Source organism: Flectobacillus sp. BAB-3569 (assembly GCF_002270355.1).
Classification (GTDB): domain Bacteria; phylum Bacteroidota; class Bacteroidia; order Cytophagales; family Spirosomataceae; genus Flectobacillus; species Flectobacillus roseus.
Window position 1 is genome coordinate 124,288 of sequence record NZ_NJFZ01000016.1, and the last position, 19,431, is coordinate 143,718.

General features: G+C 37.0%; 16 protein-coding genes and 1 pseudogene. 7 read left to right on the forward strand and 10 right to left on the reverse strand.

The window, feature by feature from the left end:
• Nucleotides 1–27 precede the first annotated feature (27 nt).
• Nucleotides 28–1,476, forward strand: a complete 1,449-nt coding sequence (locus BWI92_RS15895) for an alpha-L-fucosidase (RefSeq protein ID WP_217903422.1) — start codon at nt 28–30, stop codon at nt 1,474–1,476.
• A gap of 83 nt (nt 1,477–1,559) precedes the next feature.
• On the forward strand, nt 1,560–1,760 hold the full coding sequence (locus BWI92_RS27760) for an alpha-L-fucosidase C-terminal domain-containing protein (protein WP_217903424.1): 201 nt from the start codon (nt 1,560–1,562) through the stop codon (nt 1,758–1,760).
• Nucleotides 1,761–2,027: 267 nt separating this feature from the next.
• Here BWI92_RS27760 and BWI92_RS15900 read toward each other — a convergent pair whose 3' ends face one another.
• Both BWI92_RS15900 and BWI92_RS15905 read right to left on the reverse strand, forming a co-directional pair.
• The gene (locus tag BWI92_RS15900; protein WP_095164243.1) at nt 2,028–2,792 is read right to left on the reverse strand and encodes a LytTR family DNA-binding domain-containing protein; all 765 of its coding nucleotides are present in this window, start codon (nt 2,790–2,792) and stop codon (nt 2,028–2,030) included.
• 1 nt (nt 2,793) lies between these two features.
• Nucleotides 2,794–4,623 (reverse strand): sensor histidine kinase, encoded by a 1,830-nt coding sequence (locus BWI92_RS15905; protein WP_095164244.1) that lies wholly within the window; start codon nt 4,621–4,623, stop codon nt 2,794–2,796.
• A 656-nt stretch (nt 4,624–5,279) separates the two neighbouring features.
• Between BWI92_RS15905 and BWI92_RS15910 the strand changes: the two genes are divergently transcribed.
• From BWI92_RS15910 to BWI92_RS15920, 3 genes and pseudogenes are all read left to right on the forward strand, one after another.
• Nucleotides 5,280–5,486, forward strand: a complete 207-nt coding sequence (locus tag BWI92_RS15910; RefSeq protein WP_095164245.1) for a helix-turn-helix domain-containing protein — start codon at nt 5,280–5,282, stop codon at nt 5,484–5,486.
• Between the two features lie 6 nt (nt 5,487–5,492).
• A pseudogene (locus BWI92_RS15915) lies at nt 5,493–5,815 on the forward strand (HipA N-terminal domain-containing protein).
• 30 nt (nt 5,816–5,845) lie between these two features.
• Nucleotides 5,846–6,820, forward strand: a complete 975-nt coding sequence (locus tag BWI92_RS15920) for a type II toxin-antitoxin system HipA family toxin (RefSeq protein WP_217903423.1) — start codon at nt 5,846–5,848, stop codon at nt 6,818–6,820.
• 167 nt (nt 6,821–6,987) lie between these two features.
• Here BWI92_RS15920 and BWI92_RS28705 read toward each other — a convergent pair whose 3' ends face one another.
• The 4 genes from BWI92_RS28705 to BWI92_RS15935 form a co-directional block, all read right to left on the reverse strand.
• Nucleotides 6,988–7,401, reverse strand: a complete 414-nt coding sequence (locus tag BWI92_RS28705) for an endo-1,4-beta-xylanase (protein ID WP_310588911.1) — start codon at nt 7,399–7,401, stop codon at nt 6,988–6,990.
• An 8-nt stretch (nt 7,402–7,409) separates the two neighbouring features.
• A complete protein-coding gene (locus tag BWI92_RS28710) occupies nt 7,410–8,072 on the reverse strand; it encodes an endo-1,4-beta-xylanase (protein ID WP_310588913.1) in 663 nt (220 codons plus the stop codon).
• Nucleotides 8,073–8,413: 341 nt separating this feature from the next.
• The gene (locus BWI92_RS15930) at nt 8,414–9,745 is read right to left on the reverse strand and encodes an amidohydrolase (RefSeq protein WP_095164247.1); all 1,332 of its coding nucleotides are present in this window, start codon (nt 9,743–9,745) and stop codon (nt 8,414–8,416) included.
• A 357-nt stretch (nt 9,746–10,102) separates the two neighbouring features.
• Complete coding sequence (locus BWI92_RS15935) at nt 10,103–11,506, reverse strand: Gfo/Idh/MocA family protein (RefSeq protein WP_095164248.1); 1,404 nt, start codon at nt 11,504–11,506, stop codon at nt 10,103–10,105.
• A gap of 270 nt (nt 11,507–11,776) precedes the next feature.
• On the opposite strand from BWI92_RS15935, the gene BWI92_RS15940 reads away from it, so the two are divergent.
• Nucleotides 11,777–12,076, forward strand: coding sequence for a putative quinol monooxygenase (locus BWI92_RS15940; RefSeq protein ID WP_095164249.1), 300 nt, complete (start codon nt 11,777–11,779; stop codon nt 12,074–12,076).
• A gap of 57 nt (nt 12,077–12,133) precedes the next feature.
• On the opposite strand, the gene BWI92_RS15945 is transcribed toward BWI92_RS15940, so the two are convergent.
• The 4 genes from BWI92_RS15945 to BWI92_RS15960 all read right to left on the reverse strand — a co-directional run bounded on the left by BWI92_RS15945 (nt 12,134) and on the right by BWI92_RS15960 (nt 17,078).
• Entirely contained in the window at nt 12,134–13,849 is a 1,716-nt protein-coding gene (locus BWI92_RS15945; RefSeq protein ID WP_095164250.1) for a GMC oxidoreductase, read from the reverse strand.
• A gap of 130 nt (nt 13,850–13,979) precedes the next feature.
• Nucleotides 13,980–14,603: a gluconate 2-dehydrogenase subunit 3 family protein gene (locus BWI92_RS15950; protein ID WP_095164251.1), complete on the reverse strand. Its 624-nt coding sequence runs from the start codon at nt 14,601–14,603 to the stop codon at nt 13,980–13,982.
• Between the two features lie 527 nt (nt 14,604–15,130).
• Nucleotides 15,131–16,102 carry a hypothetical protein gene (locus BWI92_RS15955; protein WP_176464447.1) on the reverse strand — a complete coding sequence of 324 codons (972 nt, stop codon included), beginning with the start codon at nt 16,100–16,102 and terminating at the stop codon, nt 15,131–15,133.
• A gap of 13 nt (nt 16,103–16,115) precedes the next feature.
• On the reverse strand, nt 16,116–17,078 hold the full coding sequence (locus BWI92_RS15960; RefSeq protein WP_095164252.1) for a ParA family protein: 963 nt from the start codon (nt 17,076–17,078) through the stop codon (nt 16,116–16,118).
• A gap of 873 nt (nt 17,079–17,951) precedes the next feature.
• Here BWI92_RS15960 and BWI92_RS15965 point away from each other — a divergent pair.
• Nucleotides 17,952–19,361 (forward strand): replication initiation protein, encoded by a 1,410-nt coding sequence (locus BWI92_RS15965; protein ID WP_141234807.1) that lies wholly within the window; start codon nt 17,952–17,954, stop codon nt 19,359–19,361.
• The last annotated feature ends 70 nt before the right edge of the window (nt 19,362–19,431 follow it).

Genomic DNA, 19,431 nt, shown 5'->3' on the forward strand with positions numbered 1-19,431 from the left:
ATTAAAATGCTCAATAGAGCTAATCACATGAGAAAAGTATTTGCATTGTTTATTCCCTTCTTACTTCCTGTTTGTATGTATGCTCAGGAAAAGAATCCGTTACCAACAATTCCCAAGGCAAGACCTGTTGATAGTGAAACCGTGGGAGATTGGAAAACTTTTCCAGAAATGAAATTGAATCTTCCCATCGCAAAAGGACCTTTTGAACCAACTTGGGAATCTATTGAAAAAAACTATCCCGGCACTCCGCAGTGGCTTCGTGATGCCAAGTTTGGTATTTGGGTTCATTTTGGGCCACAATCAGCAGGCGAAAGTGGTGACTGGTATGCCCGTAATTTGTATAAATCAGAGAAAAAAGCTTATACCAATCATTTAAAAAAGTACGGACATCCATCAGAAGTTGGCTATAAAGAAGTATTGCGTGACTGGAATCCTGTTAAACTTAATCCAGCAAAACTTACCAAGATATATAGAGATGCAGGCGCAAAATATCTCATGATTCAAGGCGTGCATCATGATAATTATGATTTATGGAAGTCAAAATATCAGCCTTGGAATTCTGTCAATATCGGGCCTAAACGTGATTTGATTGGAGAATGGGCAAAAGCTTGTAGAACCGATGGAATGCGATTTGGTGTAACTTTTCACCATGAATATACATGGTGGTGGTGGCAAACAGCCTTTGGAAGCGATAAAGAAGGAGACAGAAAGGGAATTCCTTACGACGGACACCTGACGCTTGCTGATGGCAAAGGAAAATGGTGGGAAGGCTATGACCCTCGAATGCTTTATGGTATCGACCTCAGAGAATATAAAGGAGTAGAACAAAATGCACATACCGATTGGTCGCCATCCCCAGCAGGTATTTTTTCAAACCATCTTGACTATGCCAAATGGTACACCACTAATTGGGCTTTGAGAATGATGGACGTTGTAGAACACTATGACCCTGATTTTATTTATACTGATGGTACTGTGCAAGGTCCATTTACTGGAAATGGCACAGGAACAGGGATAAAAGCCGATGCCATGCAACACGTAATTGCTGATTTTTACAACCGTACTCTTCAAAGAAGGGGTAACGTAAATACTTTCAGTATTGTAAAATTCCGTGATAATACCAATGGCACAGTGAATACGGAAGAATTTGGCGTTCCTGAGAAAATCAATACCGCTCAACCTTGGATTGCTGAAGCACCTGTCGGAGACTGGTTTTATGCACCCGGTTTTACTTATGATTCAGGAATGATGATTAGATATGTTATCGAAGCTATCGCACGTGATGGTAATGCGGCTCTTTGTATTTCTATTTTACCCGATGGTTCTTTGGACGAAGGTAGTTTAAAAATGTTAAAAGAAGTAGGTATCTGGATGCGTAGAAATGGAGCGGCGGTTTATGGTAGCAAGGCTTGGAATATTCCTGGTGAAGGAGAAATTATCAATAATAAGTTGAAAATGTTGCCAGGGGGGGCTTAACGAAAAGGCACGCTGAGTTTAAATTCAATGAAACAGATTTTAGATTTACAGTTGGAAAAGACAATTCACTCTATGCTTTTTGTATGACAGTACCCGCTCCGAATACAACTATTAAAATAAAATCTTTAGGTGCAAATGCTGGTCATTATGCTCAAAGTATCAAGAAGGTTTCTTTACTTGGTTACAAGGGAAAACTCCATTGGAAACAAGAAGCTGACGGTTTAACAATTACTTGCCCATCAAAGATGCCTTATGCAACATCCGTAGTTTTTAAGGTAGAATAACGTCGAGTATAACAAAAACACAAACTACTAATTCATAAACATGAGTCATCCCTAATTTTTAGGATTGGGGTTATTCTCTAAGTTTTTATCAAAAAAGCGGTCGAAAAATATGTTTTCGACCGCTTTTTTGATGCTACTATGCTAGATATGAATGGCTTAAGACGCAATCATTGCATCTCTACTGATGGAAAACAAATTTTTACATAATCACTCATTCACTAAATCGCTAAATTCGGGATGACTCTTGTTTCATTGAGTTATTTATCACTAAAAAAATCCTAGATTCGTTTTTATACTTTCTGCATAACTCCTACCTGAGGTAAGATTTGAATTTTTAGCATCATTCAGCGTAATGATGTATTTACTGTTAAAATATTTTTGGGCTTCTTTGATATAATCTTTGTTAAGAATTATCCCTCTGTGAATGCGTAAAAAATTATCTGGCAATTTGTTTTCTAAGCTTACTATCGTTTCTGTACTCAAAAACGTTCCCATTGCTGAATGGATGCTTGTATAGTTACTATCAGCTTCAAAATAAGATACGTCATCGAGTTTTATAAAAATGATTTTATCGTTTTTTTTGACTGTAATAGAAGTCATTCTTTTTTGTTCTTTTCGATGTGTAATCTCTTGTAAAACTTTGAGAAGCTCGTCGGAAGAACTTTTAATATGAAAGTTTTTTAATTTCTGAACGGTTTTTTCAATACGTTCTAATTTGACAGGTTTGACCAAATAATCGATACTATTGGTTTCAAAAGCCTCTAAAGAATATTGGTCGTAAGCCGTACAGAAGATAACCATTGGTATAGTTTTTAAGCGTGCCAGTAATTCAAAACCAGTACAGCAAGGCATTTCAATGTCTAAAAATATAATATCGGGATTTAATGCTTCTATTTTTTGCTGTGCCTCCGTTCCGTTTTGTGCTACATCTATCACATCAAAAGTTTCGGGAAATTCTTTAAGTAAGTTAAGTAAACCTAGCCTGGCTGGTGCTTCGTCGTCAATAATGATGGTAGAATAGCGTTTGTTCATATTAAATAGCTTCTGGAATTGTAATAGTAATCATTTTTAGTGGTGTATTTGTCCAATTTAATGTGGCATTATCGCCATAGGTTAATCTCAACAAATCAAAAACCGTTTGTAAGCCATGACCACTTAATAAACCTTCAGGAAAATCAGGACCATTATCACGTACTGAAATCTTCATCTCATTTTGTTCTTTCACAATTTGTAATTCAATTTTACCTATACCTTCGTTTCTTGAAATCCCATGTTTCACGGCATTTTCCACTAGTGGTTGAATTAAAAATAAGGGAATTTTATGGTTTTCTAAATCATTATCAACCATTATTGTAAATTGTAACCGCTCACCAAAACGAATTTTCTCGATGTCTAAATAGGTTTTTACCATTTCCACTTCATCATGAACGGTACTCGTTTTTTTACCGTTTCGATTAATAGAGTATTTAAACAAATCAGATAAAGAATGTGCCATTTTTTGAGTTTTCTGAGCATCTACAGGTGCTAAACTAGCAATGGAGTTTAAAGAATTATACAAGAAATGAGGATTGATTTGAGATTGTAACGATTTTAATTCGGCTTTCGCTTTTAGTTCTCTCAAATTGGCAAGCTTTGTTTCATTTTCTATGATTAAGTTTCTTTCCTTAAAGATAAAATACGCTACTAATGCTCGGAGTGATGCAATTGCCATTAAGAGTAAAAATACTTGCGATAAAGCTAAATAATCTTGTTGATAATTGAGTGTATTTTTCAAGATAAAAAAGAAAACTAACAAACATCCAAAAGGCAAAAATCCCGTTGATAGAAATATTAATCCAGTTTTTGCTATTATGTTCTTTACTGTTTTTTGAATTTTCAACTCAATAAAACGAAACAAATAGAGAAAGGGAAATGCTATTGCTAGCAACAAAGTGGTCGGTAAAAATGGCTCACTTCTATAAATCCGTGAATCATCTGGCATGGTTAAAAAATCATAAAAAGAAATACAGAATACAATTATTATATCAGCCAATAGCAAGGCTACTATGGACACAATACCGAACTGAAGCCAATCTTTCTTTGTTTTAACGCTTATTGATTGATAAATTTTGTGAGTGACAAACAGACTTAATAATACCAATAGTAGCGTAGGTAAAAATATAACAGCTATGGGGTTTCTTACCCACCATAAAGAACGGTCTCTGCTTGCGATTTTAGCATCATCAATCTTTTTTAATACGCTGTCTTTAAATTGATTATCTGCTTTTGCCAGTCTTTCTTCGAAGCCTTTTCTATAAATTTCTTTTATGATTGCCTTGTCTTCTTCATTCAAAGGAATATTTTCATTGGACGATTCAACAAGTGAGTTAAAAATACTGTTTCTTTTCTCTATTGATGGAAAATTAGTAAAACAACTTCCAACCAACAATTTTGCGATTCGTGATTCTAAAGACTGCCTAATTTCTACATCCGTTTTGTTGGTCTTGTCGACGTAGAGTTCCACACTACTATAACCCTTATTAGTTTTGCTGGATAAGCAACTATTTAGCCCCTTGTGTTTATCTGAAAAATCAATGATAAAATTAGGTTTCTCTGACTTTGAAAAGGTAATTGATATTGTCTCGGTTAAAGCATCTAACTTATTTAGAATAGTTGAGATTGTTACCGAGTCTTCTTTAGAATAATTCCCCACTAATTTTACTTTTAAATCAGTGTACCATTTATCTCGAATTAATGGACTGTCTTGGAAAGAGTTCATTTCGACAATCTCTTCCCAAGGTTTTGCAGGAAGTTTTTCTAAATCTTGAGAAAAGCAAGGCATTCCCCAAATAAGAAAGACTAATAAGTACTGTAATTTTTTCATGATAGTAAATTTAGATATTTATATCACAAAACAACCACAATAGATATTCGGTAAAAATAGGTTTCTGGTGAACTGCAAAATAGGGCTGTAAACTGCATAACTCTTCCCAGAGGTAAGATTTGAATTTTTAGCATCATTCAGCGTAATATTGAATTTACTATTAATTTTTTTGGCTTCTTTTGCGTAGTCTTTGTTAAGAATTATTCCTCTGTGAATGCTTGTATACTTTGTCTTCTGCCTATCGCCTAAACACATAACTCAAATCTAATTCTGCATGATTACTTAAGTGATCGTGCAGAATTAGATTTAATCAATTGGAGATGTAAGATATTGATAATTAAAATTTTACATTCACAATTCACAACTCGTAATTCAGCACTAATACTTAAGTTTTAGTGCAAAGTTATATTTAAGTTTTTTATCATAGGCACAAGGCAACAGACACAAGGCAAAGAGTGTTGAAATGTTTTTTATTACCCACCGCCGAAAGCCGTTACCTGAAAGCCCAAAGCATAATCTTAAATTTTATTTTGCCCACTAACTTAATTATGCCCTAAGAAATAGCCTTTAATTTTTTTCCAAAAAAGTGCCGTACAATGCACTTTTTTGTATATTTTTGTTTAAAATAAAATAATTACCTAAAAAAGAGCCGTACAATGCACTTTCAACTATTAATTAAAGCAATTAAAGAAAGAAGAGAAATGCTACAAGTCACTCAGGAGACATTGGCAGAGCTCTCTGGAGTCGGACTGCGGACACTTAAGCAGTTTGAAAGTGGCAAGGGAAATCCAACTGCCGAAACTCTCCAAAAATTGGGCAATGCCTTGGGTTTAGAATTGTGTTTCAAAATAAAAGAACTGTAGTAAGGTATGAGACAAGCACAGGTTTTTTATAAAAATCAGCTAGCGGGTATTTTAACTCAAGAGGATAAAGGCAACTTTACTTTTTGCTATTTGGATGTGTGGTTTACAGATAATAGCAAACCTTCTGTGAGTTTGACTTTACCCAAAACGGCACAATGTCATGCCTCGGAGGTTTTGTTTCCTTTTTTTACAATATGCTTCCAGAAGGTGTAAATAAACAGGCGGTTTGCCAACGAATGCGGATAGACCCAGATGATTATTTTGGTTTGCTGTTGATTACAGCACGACACGATAGCATTGGGGCGGTAACCGTGCAAGCACTACAATAGGTGAATTTCAAATTTTATCTTTTCAATTTTATGCAACTCGACAGATGCCCAGGAACACTGGCTATAGGACATGACACATATAGTAAAACCTGTTTGAATCGGATGTTTGAGGGTCGGAAAGTTTCGCCGATTCTTCCTTATATTTCGCCCGTGGGGAATCTTGAAACGGATGAGCTTTTTCAAAAAAACCATACCAGAATATCAGTATCGGGGGTGCAGGAGAAATTTTCGGTGCTATTAGAAAAAAATCGTTTGCGACTAGTAAATGAAGGAGAACGAGGAGCTTATATCTTAAAACCTACTCCATCGACAGGCAAAAATACGGCACTAATGCCTGCCAACGAACACTTGACCATGCAAATGGCTCGACAAGTATTTGAAATAGAAACAGCAGAAAATGCCTTAATTTTTTTCCAAAATGAACAACCTGCTTATTTGACCAAAAGGTTTGATTTGAAAAAAGATGGGAGCAAATGGGCGAAAGAGGACTTTGCTTCCTTGGCAGGAAGAACCCCACAAACCCACGGAGCCCACTATAAATACCAAGGCAATTATCTGGAGCTGTTCCACATTCTAAAAAAGTATGTGCCAGCTTACAGCATCGAAGCGCCCAAACTCTGGAAACTCCTCTTGTTTAATTATTTGTTTTCGAATGGAGACGCGCATTATAAAAACTTCTCCCTGATTGAAACTGAACTAGGAGATTTTAGACTTAGCCCTGCTTATGATTTACTGAATAGCCGTCTGCATATCAACGATGGCGACTTTGCGCTGGAAGAAGGACTTTTACCCAAAACTATCGCAAAAGGAAAAATCCATGAGCAGTTTTTTACTCTAGCACAAGAAGCTCTAATTCCAGAAAAGACGGTAGAAAGGATTTTTACTTTTATGCTCAATCAGTCTGAAAAGGTTTTATCATTGATTGAAACTTCTTTTTTACCTGAAAAAACTAAAAAAAGCTATTGGCAAGCTTACCAAACCCGATTGAATAAGTTGAAAAGGTAATAGCTATCGCGTACAAGCATGAGTCATCCCGAATTGAGTGATTATATAAAAAATTGTATCCCATTAATAGAGACGTAATAATTGCGTCTTAAGCCAAATCACATCTAGCATAGTTTTTATCCCAATTCTACAATTCGGGATGACTTATATTTCTTGAGTAGTTTATATTATTTTTTCCAGTCAATCACCTTAAAATAAGCAGGTTTTGGCTTAAAATTTTCATCAAAAAGCAAAGGATAATCTTTTCGTCCTTTCACAGGAAAATTATCAAGCCAAGAACGATTATCTGCAACATTCCAAAAGGTAACACCTGTAATGACAGACTTGTATTTCCTGAAAATTTCAAACATTTTGCCATAATGTTCGGCTTGTTTTTGCAAAATCGCATCGGTAAGCACCAACTTATCTTTAGCTGTTTTTTCACGACTTTCATGCTCTTTTTGAAAAACAGAGACATCCATTTCTGTGATTTGAACCTTTAATCCCAAAGAAGAAAATTTCTTGATAGACTCCTCCAATCCTTGATATGAAGGCTCATAAATAGACCAGTGACCTTGCAAGCCAACGCCGTGAATAGGCACACCTTGAGCTAGTAGTTTTTTAGTAATTGATAGATTTTTTCTCTTTTCTGAGGGTTTTCGGTATTATAATCATTGTAGAAAAGCTGTGCCGTAGGGTCGGCAGTGTGTGCATACTCAAAAGCTTTGGCAATGTATTCTTCTCCAATGATTTCTAAAAATGGGCTCGGACGTAGCATTTCTGTACCTGCATCTGGCACAGCTTCGTTGACTACATCATAAGCATAAATTTGTCCACGATAACGAGACATAATCATACCAATATGAACTTTCAACCGCTCCAATAAAAGGGCTTTACTAACCTTCACTCCGTCTTTCATAAAAAACCATGCAGGCGTTTGATTATGCCAGCAAAGCGTATGTCCTCGCATTTTCATACCATGAATCTTAGCATATCCCAGCATTTCGTCTACGGGAGCCCAATTATATTCATTTTCTGAGGGATGAATAGGTCCCATTTTCATGGCATTTTCGGGCGTAATGCTATTAAATTCTTGGACAATCAATTTACTTTCAGCCTCGTTAGTGATGACTCTTTGATTTACTGCCACACCAATAGGAAAGTAGGATTGATAATAATCTTTGAGCCCTTGTGTTTGGGCAAAACTGAAGGTATGAGCACCCACGATGAGTGCCGTAATACAAGTTTTTGTAAGTATGTTGAAATTGTTCAAGGCTATTTAGGTTTGTAATTGGAGATATAATATTTCTGAGAATAATGCAAAAAGAAGATTTTTCTACGAATAGAAAAACATATACTTCGGCATTAAGGTAGCACTATGTAATCACGATTTTTAAAGATTTTTCAGGATTTTTTTCCACTAACTATCGCAAACGTTTCCGAAATCAGTATTCTTGTAACGCATACCGATAAAAATAGTTTTCTAGCAAAATCAATAGTCTTAAGTGATACCTATCATACGTGAAAGCACTTTCTTTAAAAAATACTAAAGTAAAATATTAGTAATCATAAAATTACACTCAAAACTCATCACTCACAATTCATCACTCATACTTAATACACCACATTTCCTTCAAACACTAAAGATGTAACAGGAGATACTCGCGCCACGGCTTCGGCCGAACAACTGGCATCGACAAAAGCGATGTTGGCCTTATCGCCTATCTTTGGCCATTGTTGTTGACCTTGGTCATTAAGTGGAAGGATATTTCCAGTAGCCAATTTGAGACTTCTTGAAAGCAAAAATTCGGTGTTGTAGCCGTACAATTGTGCCATCAGATTGGCTTTTTGTAAAACACTACCTGTGCCATAAGTATTCCAATGATCTACGATGCTGTCATTTCCAGTGACTACATTAACTTGGTATTTATAAAGTGTTGGAATAGGCATTATCAACGATCCAATGGGAATAGTTGAGGCAATACCGATTTGAGAAGCCCCCAATTTTTCAGCCACTTCCTCCTGTTTGTTTTTTTCTAATTTTCCCAAAACAAAACAATGACTCACAAAAGTCTTGCCTTTGAGCACAGGATTTTCGTTGACTTTTTGGATTAAATATTCAACAGTTTTAAGCCCCGATTCGCCTGATTCGTGTAAATGAATGTCGATTCCTTTGTTGTTGTCAAGCGCTAGCTGAACGGTAAAATCAATGGTTTTTTCGATAGCTCCATCGATGGTATATGGGTCAACACCACCAATAAAATCAATATTCATTTGAGCGGCATCTTTCAAAAAAGGCACCGAGTCAGTATAAAATACCCCATGTTGCGGAAAAGCAACGAGCTCAGCACCAAAGGTTTTTTTCTTATTTTCAAGGGCTTTTTGTAAGTTCTTCAAAGATTGAAGTTTTGAGGTAGGTTCGATATTGACATGGCTTCGGGCAAAATTGGTTCCTTTTGACTGTAACAGCTCAATGAGTTTTTCGGCCTTTTGAGTAGAAGTTTTGAGGAGTTCGGGCAACATCTTTTGTTCTAAGGCAATCATTCCTTTTACGCCATTGGTTCTTTTTCGAGTAGCCTGCCATTTATCTCCATAAAAAGTTTTATCTAAATGAATGTGCATATCTCGAAATGAAGGTAACATCAAATGTCCTTTGGCATCAATCGCCTTTGCTTGAGGCTGATTGGGCGCTATTTTACTGATTTTTCCATTTTCAATTTCAACTAAAAACAAATCCGTTTTGGTCGCAATCACCTCTCCTTCTTCGTATTCAAATCCAGTTTCGAGACGAACATTTTTATAAGTCAATTTGCCCCCCAATACCTGAAATGTACTGTCGGACGACATCATATTCTGTGCCAGTCCTTTCGTCATAGAAAGTCCTGTAAGCGCTAAAGTGGAGTTTTTAAGAAAATCTTTTCGAGAAAAAGTATTCCATTTTTTCATATTTCTAGTTTGGTTTGAAGTAAGGTTGGGAAATGTTTTTTTATCCGAACAAAGATAAAGCTATTTGGGCTCTTTACTTTTTTTACGTCATAAAAACTGGGTGCTATTCGAAAAGAATCATTTTCCGAAAAGCACCCAGTTTTTAAAGTATTTTTAGATATGAATTATTTAAAACTTTTCTTTACAAGTAATCGTGCAGAATAAGATTTATGTTATGTGCTTAGGAACTAGGCAAAGAGTTTTAACATGCTTTTTTCCAAAGCCCACCGCCGAAAGCCGTTACCTGAAAGCCCAAAGAACAATCTTAAATTTTCTTTTACCCACTAACTTAAGTGACTCATACCGTTTAAACAGCACCTACTTGAGCTTCATTTTCACAGGATCCCACTGGATGATTTTTTTAGAGAAATAACTTTCGTTACATGCCAAGGCTGGCGCTGCCGCTCTAAAGCCGAAAGTAGCATCTTCGACTACCTGTTTACCTGTACGAATGGCATCAAAGAAGTTGGTAAAATGGTCGAGGTGGTCGCTGTAGCCTGCTGGTACTTTGAAAACAATATCGTCTTTCGTTTTTCTTTTACGCTGTTCTGGCGTCCATTTGGCATCATAATCGGCCTGCATTTCGGTTTGCATACTTTTGGAAAAAGTAAATAATGAATCATAACCACCAAAACCTGGCGCTTCGGGCATAATGCTATGTTTGATGGTGATATTATTACCCATTACTTCAATAACTCCCTCAGAACCAATGAGTCTGATGATTTCCTGTCCACCTGTTCCGCTGATAAAGTTTACTTGTAAAGTCAACTGGAAAGCATCGTGCTCGGCACAATCTGGATATTGCATCACGCCCGACATTACGTCTGGCATATTACGACCGTCTTTCCAATAGCTAAATTGTCCTGTACTAAAAATTGTTTCAGGACCTTTTGAGTTGGTAATCAAATGCGTACCACTCAATAAGTGAATAAATAAGTCGCCTGCAACGCCTGTTCCTACTTCTTTGAAGGCTCGCCACCAGAAAAATTTTTTAGCGTCAAATGCCATTTTTTCGGTTACTTCTATAAACTTGTCCCAGTTGGTAGTCATAGCATCTGCATCTTTGGGAATCGTGTATTCCCAAGAGCCAATTGAGCTTTGGCGGTCGTAAACGGCATTTACCATGTTGAGCTTTCCGATTTCACCAGCCGCTAACAATTCTTTGGCTTTGGCATAGCCAAGGCTACTCACGCGCTGGCTACCAACCTGCAAAACCTTTCCTGATTTTTTGCTTGCTTCAATCACTGGATGACCTTCGCTGATTTTGTAGACCATCGGTTTTTCGCAATAGACGTGCTTACCTTTGGCGAGGGCATCGAGGGTAATACGAGCATGCCAACAGTCTGTTGTGCAAATCAAGACGGCATCAATATCGGGTCTATCTAATAGCTCTTTGTAGTTTCGGGTGGTAAAAAGGTCTTTGCCAAATTGCTCTTTGGCATTCTCGATTCTACCTGTATATAAGTCACATATACCAGCTAATTCAACACCAGGTACTTTGAGTGCAGTGCTCAAATCAAAATGCCCTTGTACGCCGTAGCCAATTACACCTATCCGGATTTTGTCATTGGCAGTAATCTTTTTGTTGTACTGCAAAATACGTTCTTCGGCCTTGCCTTGATTAGCCAGTGAAGCAAATGGCGAAGTAGCAGAAATGAGGGTTGTTGCACCAATTTGTTGCAAAAATCTTCTTCTCGAAGCAGCATCATTGTTATTTTTCATAGAATAGGAATATGTTTGGGGTTATTTTGTTATTGCGATAATGAGAAATTTGTTCTTGACACTAAGCATGTTGTTTATGCCTTATTGGATATAACTCAAATAAGGCATAAACAACTCTTCAGAATATAGTATCGGTTAATGATAAGATAAAAATAGCGGATTTATGCGGCTTTGTGGAAGGGTCTGTCTGGTCATGAGGATTCACAACCAATTAAGTTCATGATTATCGTTGCCGACTGAAGCAAAGCCTATATTGAGTCGATTATCCTGATGGTTCGTATTGCCAATATAGAAATCAACGCTACTTATTTGAAAGAAGAATCGTCTATGTCTGTCAAGTTGGAAACGGGCGTTATTTCAATTTTTCCGATGTTTCAAAAAGAACATCCTATCACTTTCCGACTTTTGGAAATATATGCCAGTAAAGAAGCGTATCAAAGTCATTTGAAAACGCCTCATTTTTTACATTACAAAAAGGCAACTTTACACATGGTAAAATCTCTTAAATTGGTAGAAATGAGCACGCTTGACCCTAAATGTATGCCTTTGATTTTTTCGAAAATGAAATAAAAAAGGCACAAAGCTAGTGTTTTCCTTGTGCCTTCCAAAACCTATTTAAAATTGCATTTAAAGCTCTCTTTTCTTCAAGGCTTTCACGGCATAATCGGCTGCACGAGCTGTTAAAGCCATGTAAGTAATAGAAGGATTGACGCATGATGACGAAGTCATTGCAGCACCATCAGTCACGAAAACATTTTTTACAGCATGAACTTGGTTGAAGGCATTCAAAACAGATGTTTTGGCATCACGTCCCATGCGTGCTGTTCCCATTTCGTGAATACCCAAGCCTAAATGTACTTCTGGGCGGTTGTAGCCAGTAATATTCTTGAAGCCCGCAGCGTCCATCATTTCCATAGCCGAATTCATAATATCTTTTCGCATCATGATTTCGTTTTCGCCGAAGGCGGCATCAAAAACAATCATTGGTACGCCCCATTTATCTTTACGGGTTGGGTCGAGATACATACGATTTTCGGGATTAGGCAATACTTCGCCAAAACCACCAAAACCAATTGTCCATTGCCCAGGCTTGGTCAGACTTTGTTTGAAGTCACCGCCAAATCCATCTGCATTTACTCCCCTACTCCAACCTTCACGACTTGCTCCGCCCTGATAACCAAAGCCTCTGAGATAAGATTGCTTGTCATTGCCCCAGTTACGGAAACGAGGGATATAAAGTGCATTAGGTCGCTGACCATACACATAGTCGTCCAAGAAACCTTCCACCGTAGCCGTAGCGCCTACGCCCAAATGGTGATCCATGATATTACGTCCCACTTGATCGCTATCATTTCCTAAACCGTTCTGAAAACGGTTAGATTTTGAATTGAGCATCAAAGCGGCGGTGTTCATGGCTCCAGCGTTTAAGAAGATAATTTTAGCAAAATACTCTTCTACTTGATTTGTTTTTTGATTGATTACACGTACACCAGTAGCTCGTTGTTTTTGCTCATCATAAAGAATCTCGGCTACAATGGTATCGTGTAACATACTCAAACGCTTGGTCAGATTGGCGGCTGGAATGGCCCCTGAAAGCGAGCTGTAATAGGCGCCATAAGGACATCCACGCACACATTTGTTGCGATATTGACATGAAGCTCTGCCTAGTTTGGTATGCCACTCTTGGGGTTGTGAGAGATTGGCCACACGTCCGACCGTTACAGGACGATTAAATTTTTCAAGCATCATTTTCTTGAAATGTACTTCGGGTGCAAACAGTGGCATAGCTGGCAAAAAATGACCATCGGGCAATACATCAAGCCCTTCTTTTTGTCCGCTCACTCCTACAAATTTTTCTACGTAAGTATACCAAGGAGCCAAATCATCATAACGGATTGGCCAGTCGATACCGATGCCTTCTTTGGCATTAGCCTCAAAATCTTCTTTATTGAAACGATACGACTGGCGCCCCCAGTGCATCGATTTGCCGCCTGTATGGTATGCACGAATCCAGTCGAAAGGGCGTTTTTCAATATATGGATTGTCTTTATCATTCGTAAAAAACGAACCTGATTCATCATTAGCCAAATTGCCAAAGCGCTTATTTGCCCAAAGTTCCTCAGCCGAATGCGCCGTAACCTTGCCCCTATGCTCTACTTCCCAAGGCTGTTTCATGGCAGTATCATAATCTTGCGGATGTTTTATTTCACGACCACGCTCAATCATCAATACATTTAATCCTTTTTCGGTTAATTCCTTTGCGGCAAAACCGCCCGTCATACCCGAGCCAACAACGATTGCATCAAAGGTGTTATTTTTAGTAGCTTTTATATTCAAATACATTATTTTCAGCGATTTAACAGTTAAAAATACTTTAGCAGAAGAATAGAATTGAACTCAATATTGTTAACTAGCACCCTATTTTAGGTTATGACAATTCACAATTTATAACTCACAATTCTATTATTCTCGCCTAGTAAGCATATGATTTTTGATTGGGTTTCAGCTTGATATTCTCTACTTTCCCCGGTATTTGCACATACTCAAAAGAAGCTTTGATTCCTTCTTCAGAAGTAAAATACCCCAAAAGTGTCAGCTCTTTTATGAGTCGCCAAAATGGTAATCCTTTCGCTACTTTTTTAATATCCTCATGGTCGTCGTTATCGCCCATTTTGGTTTGTTTCATTTGACGGGCTTTCATTTCTGCCTTGGTTTCTTGCTCCAAGTACTTGAGGATACCTTTACGCTCATTATCGTTGAGCTCCAAAAAATTTACTTGTTCCATCTTTACCAAACCTTCCATAAAACTCAGTTGCTCGGGTTGTAAATAGCAATCCTTCATCATCATTTCGATGAAGGCAGGAACACCCACATCCTTTGCACCAGGCGAAACGTCGTTGGGAGCTGTAGTTTTGGGAAGGATCAATTCAGCAATTTCAGCTACGATATTGCGCTGTATTTGAGTCAAGCTAAAAGCAACTCCATTAGGATGAGATTGAATAGGTTTTTCCCAATGATTCATCGCCATGAGTGTAGGAGCCGAAAACGCACCGCCCAGCATCATGGCTACATTTTTTATAACATCTCTTCTATTCATTGTTCTGTTAAAAGGTTGGATAGATTAGTAATAATAATTGGTCTTTATAATCAATTCAGTCAGTTATTTGGCTCTGGTGAGCTAATCAAAATTAAGTTATTAAAAAAGGGAAAGTTATACAAATTCTACTTACAGTTAAATTTTTTAGATATACAGATATAAAAAAGAGTAACGAAATATATAAATTTCGTTACTCTTAAGTTAGTGGGCAAAATAAAATTTAAGGTTTGAGCTTTAGGCTTTCAGATATCGGCTTTCGGCGGTAGGCTTTGGGAAAAAGCAAAGCATTTCTTTGTTTTTTAAAACATGTTAAAACTCTGTGCCTAGTACCTGTTGCCTACTGCCTAGGCATATAACTTAAATTCTATTGTGCACGATTTATTTAATGATTGTAAAGGTGAATAAATTCACCCGCTAATTGGAATCGTTGGTCAAAAATTAGGGATTACATTTCCGAAATTAGAAATCCCCAATCTGCAATAGTTGGAAATTCTTCGTAAACTACTAACTCACCATTCTGCATTCACCTATCCTTGTGGGATTGAGTTAATAAATGCTTCAAATGTTTCTTTCAATTTTTGCACACTACCTTTATCTACTTTCTTCGATTTACAAGCCTTTAAAAGCTGTTTGTTAAGCTTTTCATATTGCAACTCCAAGTTTGACTTCTGTGGGCTTTCTACGCCTTTGGTTTGCTCCGTTGTGACAATTTGGTTGTATACCGCAATTACATCGTCTACGCTTGAAATTGGACTAAGTACTTCACTGGCTTTACCTAGTTTTTGAATCTTTGATTTTTCAACTCTTGCTTTTCCATTCAACACTTCCTTGCGAAAAACGGGGTCGAGGCGTTCTAAACCTTTGGCAAATTCAGCATCACGACGAATCGTTTTTTCATCTACATTGAAGTACTCTCCTAGCTCTTGAGCAGTGGTTTTTTTAGGGTTTTCTCCCAGATGGACATTTTGCCCATTAGGCAAATTTTCGTTTTGGACAATGCCTCCTTTGAGGTTATCGGCTAGTTCTTTTTTCTCTGAATTATAGCGTAATCCCCTCAAATATGACGCTTGTTGTGGAGTAATATTACGACGACTCAACTGGAAGTCAATCATAAAATCTCGTACTTCTTTCAGCGACTCAAAATTGTCAATTTGAATATTAAAAGAAATACCCAGCTCAGTACACAACTTATAGCGGTTGTGTCCGTCAATCAGTACATATATTTCGTCATCCGACGAATCTGTTTGTCCTACCACGTGCTTGGTGGTACGCCAAATTTTTAAAGGGTCTTTACAACCATGTTTTATCAAATTGTCTTTCAGGGCTAAATATTCTGCCTCCAACAAAGGAGGAATCAGGTCGCGTAGCTCGTCGAGGACAACAATATTTTTCTTAATAGTTTCTGTCGTACTAAAACTATTGATGGTATTGGGTTTTAGCGTTTGAAGAAGCGCCTGACTATTTTCAGCCATTTTTTCTGCTAAAGATTTCTTTGCCATAGGTTAAGAGAATTTATGCGTTACGACTGTACAATGATTGTAAAAACTCGTCCGCGAGACTTTGATAGGAGGTTGCGGCCTCCGAACTTTTGTTAAAAGCACTAATGGTAAGATGCTCAACCATGGCTTTTTGAAAATCAATCAAATGTTTTATTTCCGAGTCAAATACTCTCAGTCCCGAAAATTGCTGTCTCATGAGTTCTTTGTACTCGCGGTGAATGCTGTTGTTTTTTACCATCGTAAATACAATGCCGTCTAATTCTAGCGAAGGATTTAGCAACGCTCTTACTTCTGAGATTCTTTCCAACAATACCACAAGTCCTTTGTAGGCAAGCTGCTCGGGTAGGGTCGTGATCAAACAGCTATTCGAGGCTTGCATGGCTGTAATGGTCAAAATATTGAGCGAAGGAGGACAATCTATCAAAATGAAGTCATAATCTTTCGAAACTTTATTGATTGCCACTCTCAAACGTAATTCGCCACCGATCTTGTTGGAGAGTTCTTTTTCGGCAGTACTCAGCTCAATATCGCTCGGCGAAATATCAAGATTTGGGATTACGTTTTGAATAGCTAGTGGCACTTCCAAATTGAGCAAGGAATGATATACCTGTGTTTCGCCCACATTTACGTTTAGAACCTCGCTTAGACTGCCTTGAGGGTCAATGTCTATCAAGAGTACTTTAAAGCCCTTATTCGCCAAAGCTTCGCCCAAATAAGCCGTAGTTGTGGTCTTTCCTACACCACCTTTGTGATTGATAATTGAAATTACGCGTGCTTTTTCAAAAACCTCAGGATTAAAACCGTATTGTGTCACAACAGGATAAAGGTCAGCCAAGTGCTTTTCATTCAAATTACGCGAGCCATTAAGAACCGCAGAAAGGGTATTCTTGGGTAAAGAGGCTTCTCTCTCAAGGGTAGCAATCGATAAAGCTGAACGTCTTTTCAAAAACTTAAGTAATGTTTCTTGTGTAAGCATCGGTTTGAAGTTTTGTACGATGCTAAATTACTTGTCATGTTTAACTTTTCAAACATATTGAATATATTTGTTTGAAAAAATAAACATAAATATTATTTCTGCTATCTATTCATGTGGCTACAGGTTATTCTAGGAACATTATTCTGCATTTTCAAGCCAAATGACTAACTTCTCATTAGGTCTTATCTTTTCGGAGCCGTTTTTTGATGAAAACCATTAAGGGGGGGCCGCGCAACTGGGGGATAAAGGAAAGTTTCTTTTCTAGTATATTTTTTTTGTTTTTTATTGTTTTTGAAAAATTAAAATAGAAACAACAAACACTATTGTTGTTGTTTTTTAAAATAAACAACAATATTTAAATACTTTCAGGCTCTATAACTATTTGAAAATCATTTTGTTAAATAGGTCATCTATCACAAATAATTCGGCAACTATCACAAATAATTCGGAAAAGTTATCCACATCTATCACAAATAATTCGGAAACCTATCACAAATAATTCGGAACTATCACAAATAATTCGGAGCATAAAATCACTTTATCTATCGCAAATAATTCGGAAAATAGGATAATTAACTATCACAAATAATTCGGAACTATCGCAAATAATTCGGAATAAAAAAATTGGCTAATACTAGATTTTTATTGCACTTATTGAAGGTCTTTTTGAGCATAGTTTTAGCATAACTATCACAAATAATTCGGAAAACTGTTTTGTGCTAATAATTATTTTGAGAACGTCGTTTTTGGGTGTTTTGGAGGCCTTTTGTAGGCATGAAATTTTTACAACTATCACAAAAAGTTCGGAGTTTTTGATTGAAAGTAATTTTTGACTTAAAAAATAAACAGTATCTATCAGTTGTAAAATTAGATATGATAGATATATTTGTACTGCTGTATATTTCTAGGATATTAGATATGCCACCTAAAAAGAAAGAATTACCCATCATCGATTCAGATATTAAGCTCATTCGAAAAGCTAATGAGCTTGTAGAAGCTAGATATAAGTTTGATATCTGGGAGACAAGAGTATTTGCATTTATGCTTACTCTGATTAAGCACGAGGATACAGACTTTAGAGAATATCAAATCAATGCAGGAGATATTGTTCGAGAATTTGGGTTGCATGATTCTGGGCAAGTATATGATAGCATCAAATCGGCAGGTGAAAAGCTGTTAGACAAAAAAGTGGGTATTATCCGAACTTTGGATGATGGTCGCAAAGAACAATTTACTACACACCTAGTAGCGTCTACAGCTACCCCTGAAGAACGCGGGCGAGGAGATTACATCAAGCTGAGTTTTCACCCAGCACTTAGACCCTTTTTATTGGAGTTGAAGGAAAGATATTTGGTATATGATATCAGAAATATTCTGAGCTTGTCGAGTATTTACTCGGTTCGATTGTTTGAGTTATTGAAGCAGTATCAAAAAATTGGGAAACGAAAGTTTAGGGTAGATGAACTCAAAACGCTTCTTTCGATCGAACCCAATGAATACCAACTTTATGGTCACTTCAAAGGTTTGATTAAACGAGCAGAAAAAGACTTACTGAAGCATACAGACATTTATTTTACTTTTGAGGAAGATATCCTGAAAAAGAAAGTAGTGGCCATTACCTTCAATATTTTTGATAATCCAAATAACCAGCGAGAAAAAGTAGGTGAAAAAGTAAAGTCCAAAGAAGTAAAGGCGCTAGATGCCAGTACCGAAGAGCTTGAACGCATTTATGCAACGGTGAGTAATTATGTTACTAAAGCCAAAGTCAAAAAATGGCTGAAAGATTTACCGATTGAGCAAATCGAGAAGGGGATTGCGTATACCATCAATTACATAAAGGCTGGTAATACCGTTAATAACATCGGAGGAATGCTCAATACGATGGTGAGCACTCCTAATCTTTACGATAAGTACGAGGTAACAAAAACGAAGGTTAAAAAGGAAGCTAAGAAAGTTCAAGTAAATACGGCCTTGATTGAAGAGAAAAAAGCCGAGCTTCAACATATTTGGCAAGAATATAAAATTAAGGAGGCCGAATTAGTGCAAAAATTATTAAGTCAAAATCCGACCTTACGAGATGATTTGGTACAACGAATTCAGGCAAATAATTTTTATGACCCTCAAAAAAGCCTAGATGAAAACTTACAAAGAGACATCATTCAAGGTTTAAAAGTTTCTATTCTTTCCACAATGTCCAAAGAATATAATACTTTGACCCAATATTTCAATACTAAGGTAAAAAAGACGAGAGAAGAACTCCTTGCCTTAGGATACAAAGAATAAATATTAGCAGCATAGGCAAAGCTCAACGAGCTCTGCCTATGGCTCTTTCAGAATAAAATCCCTTATTTGT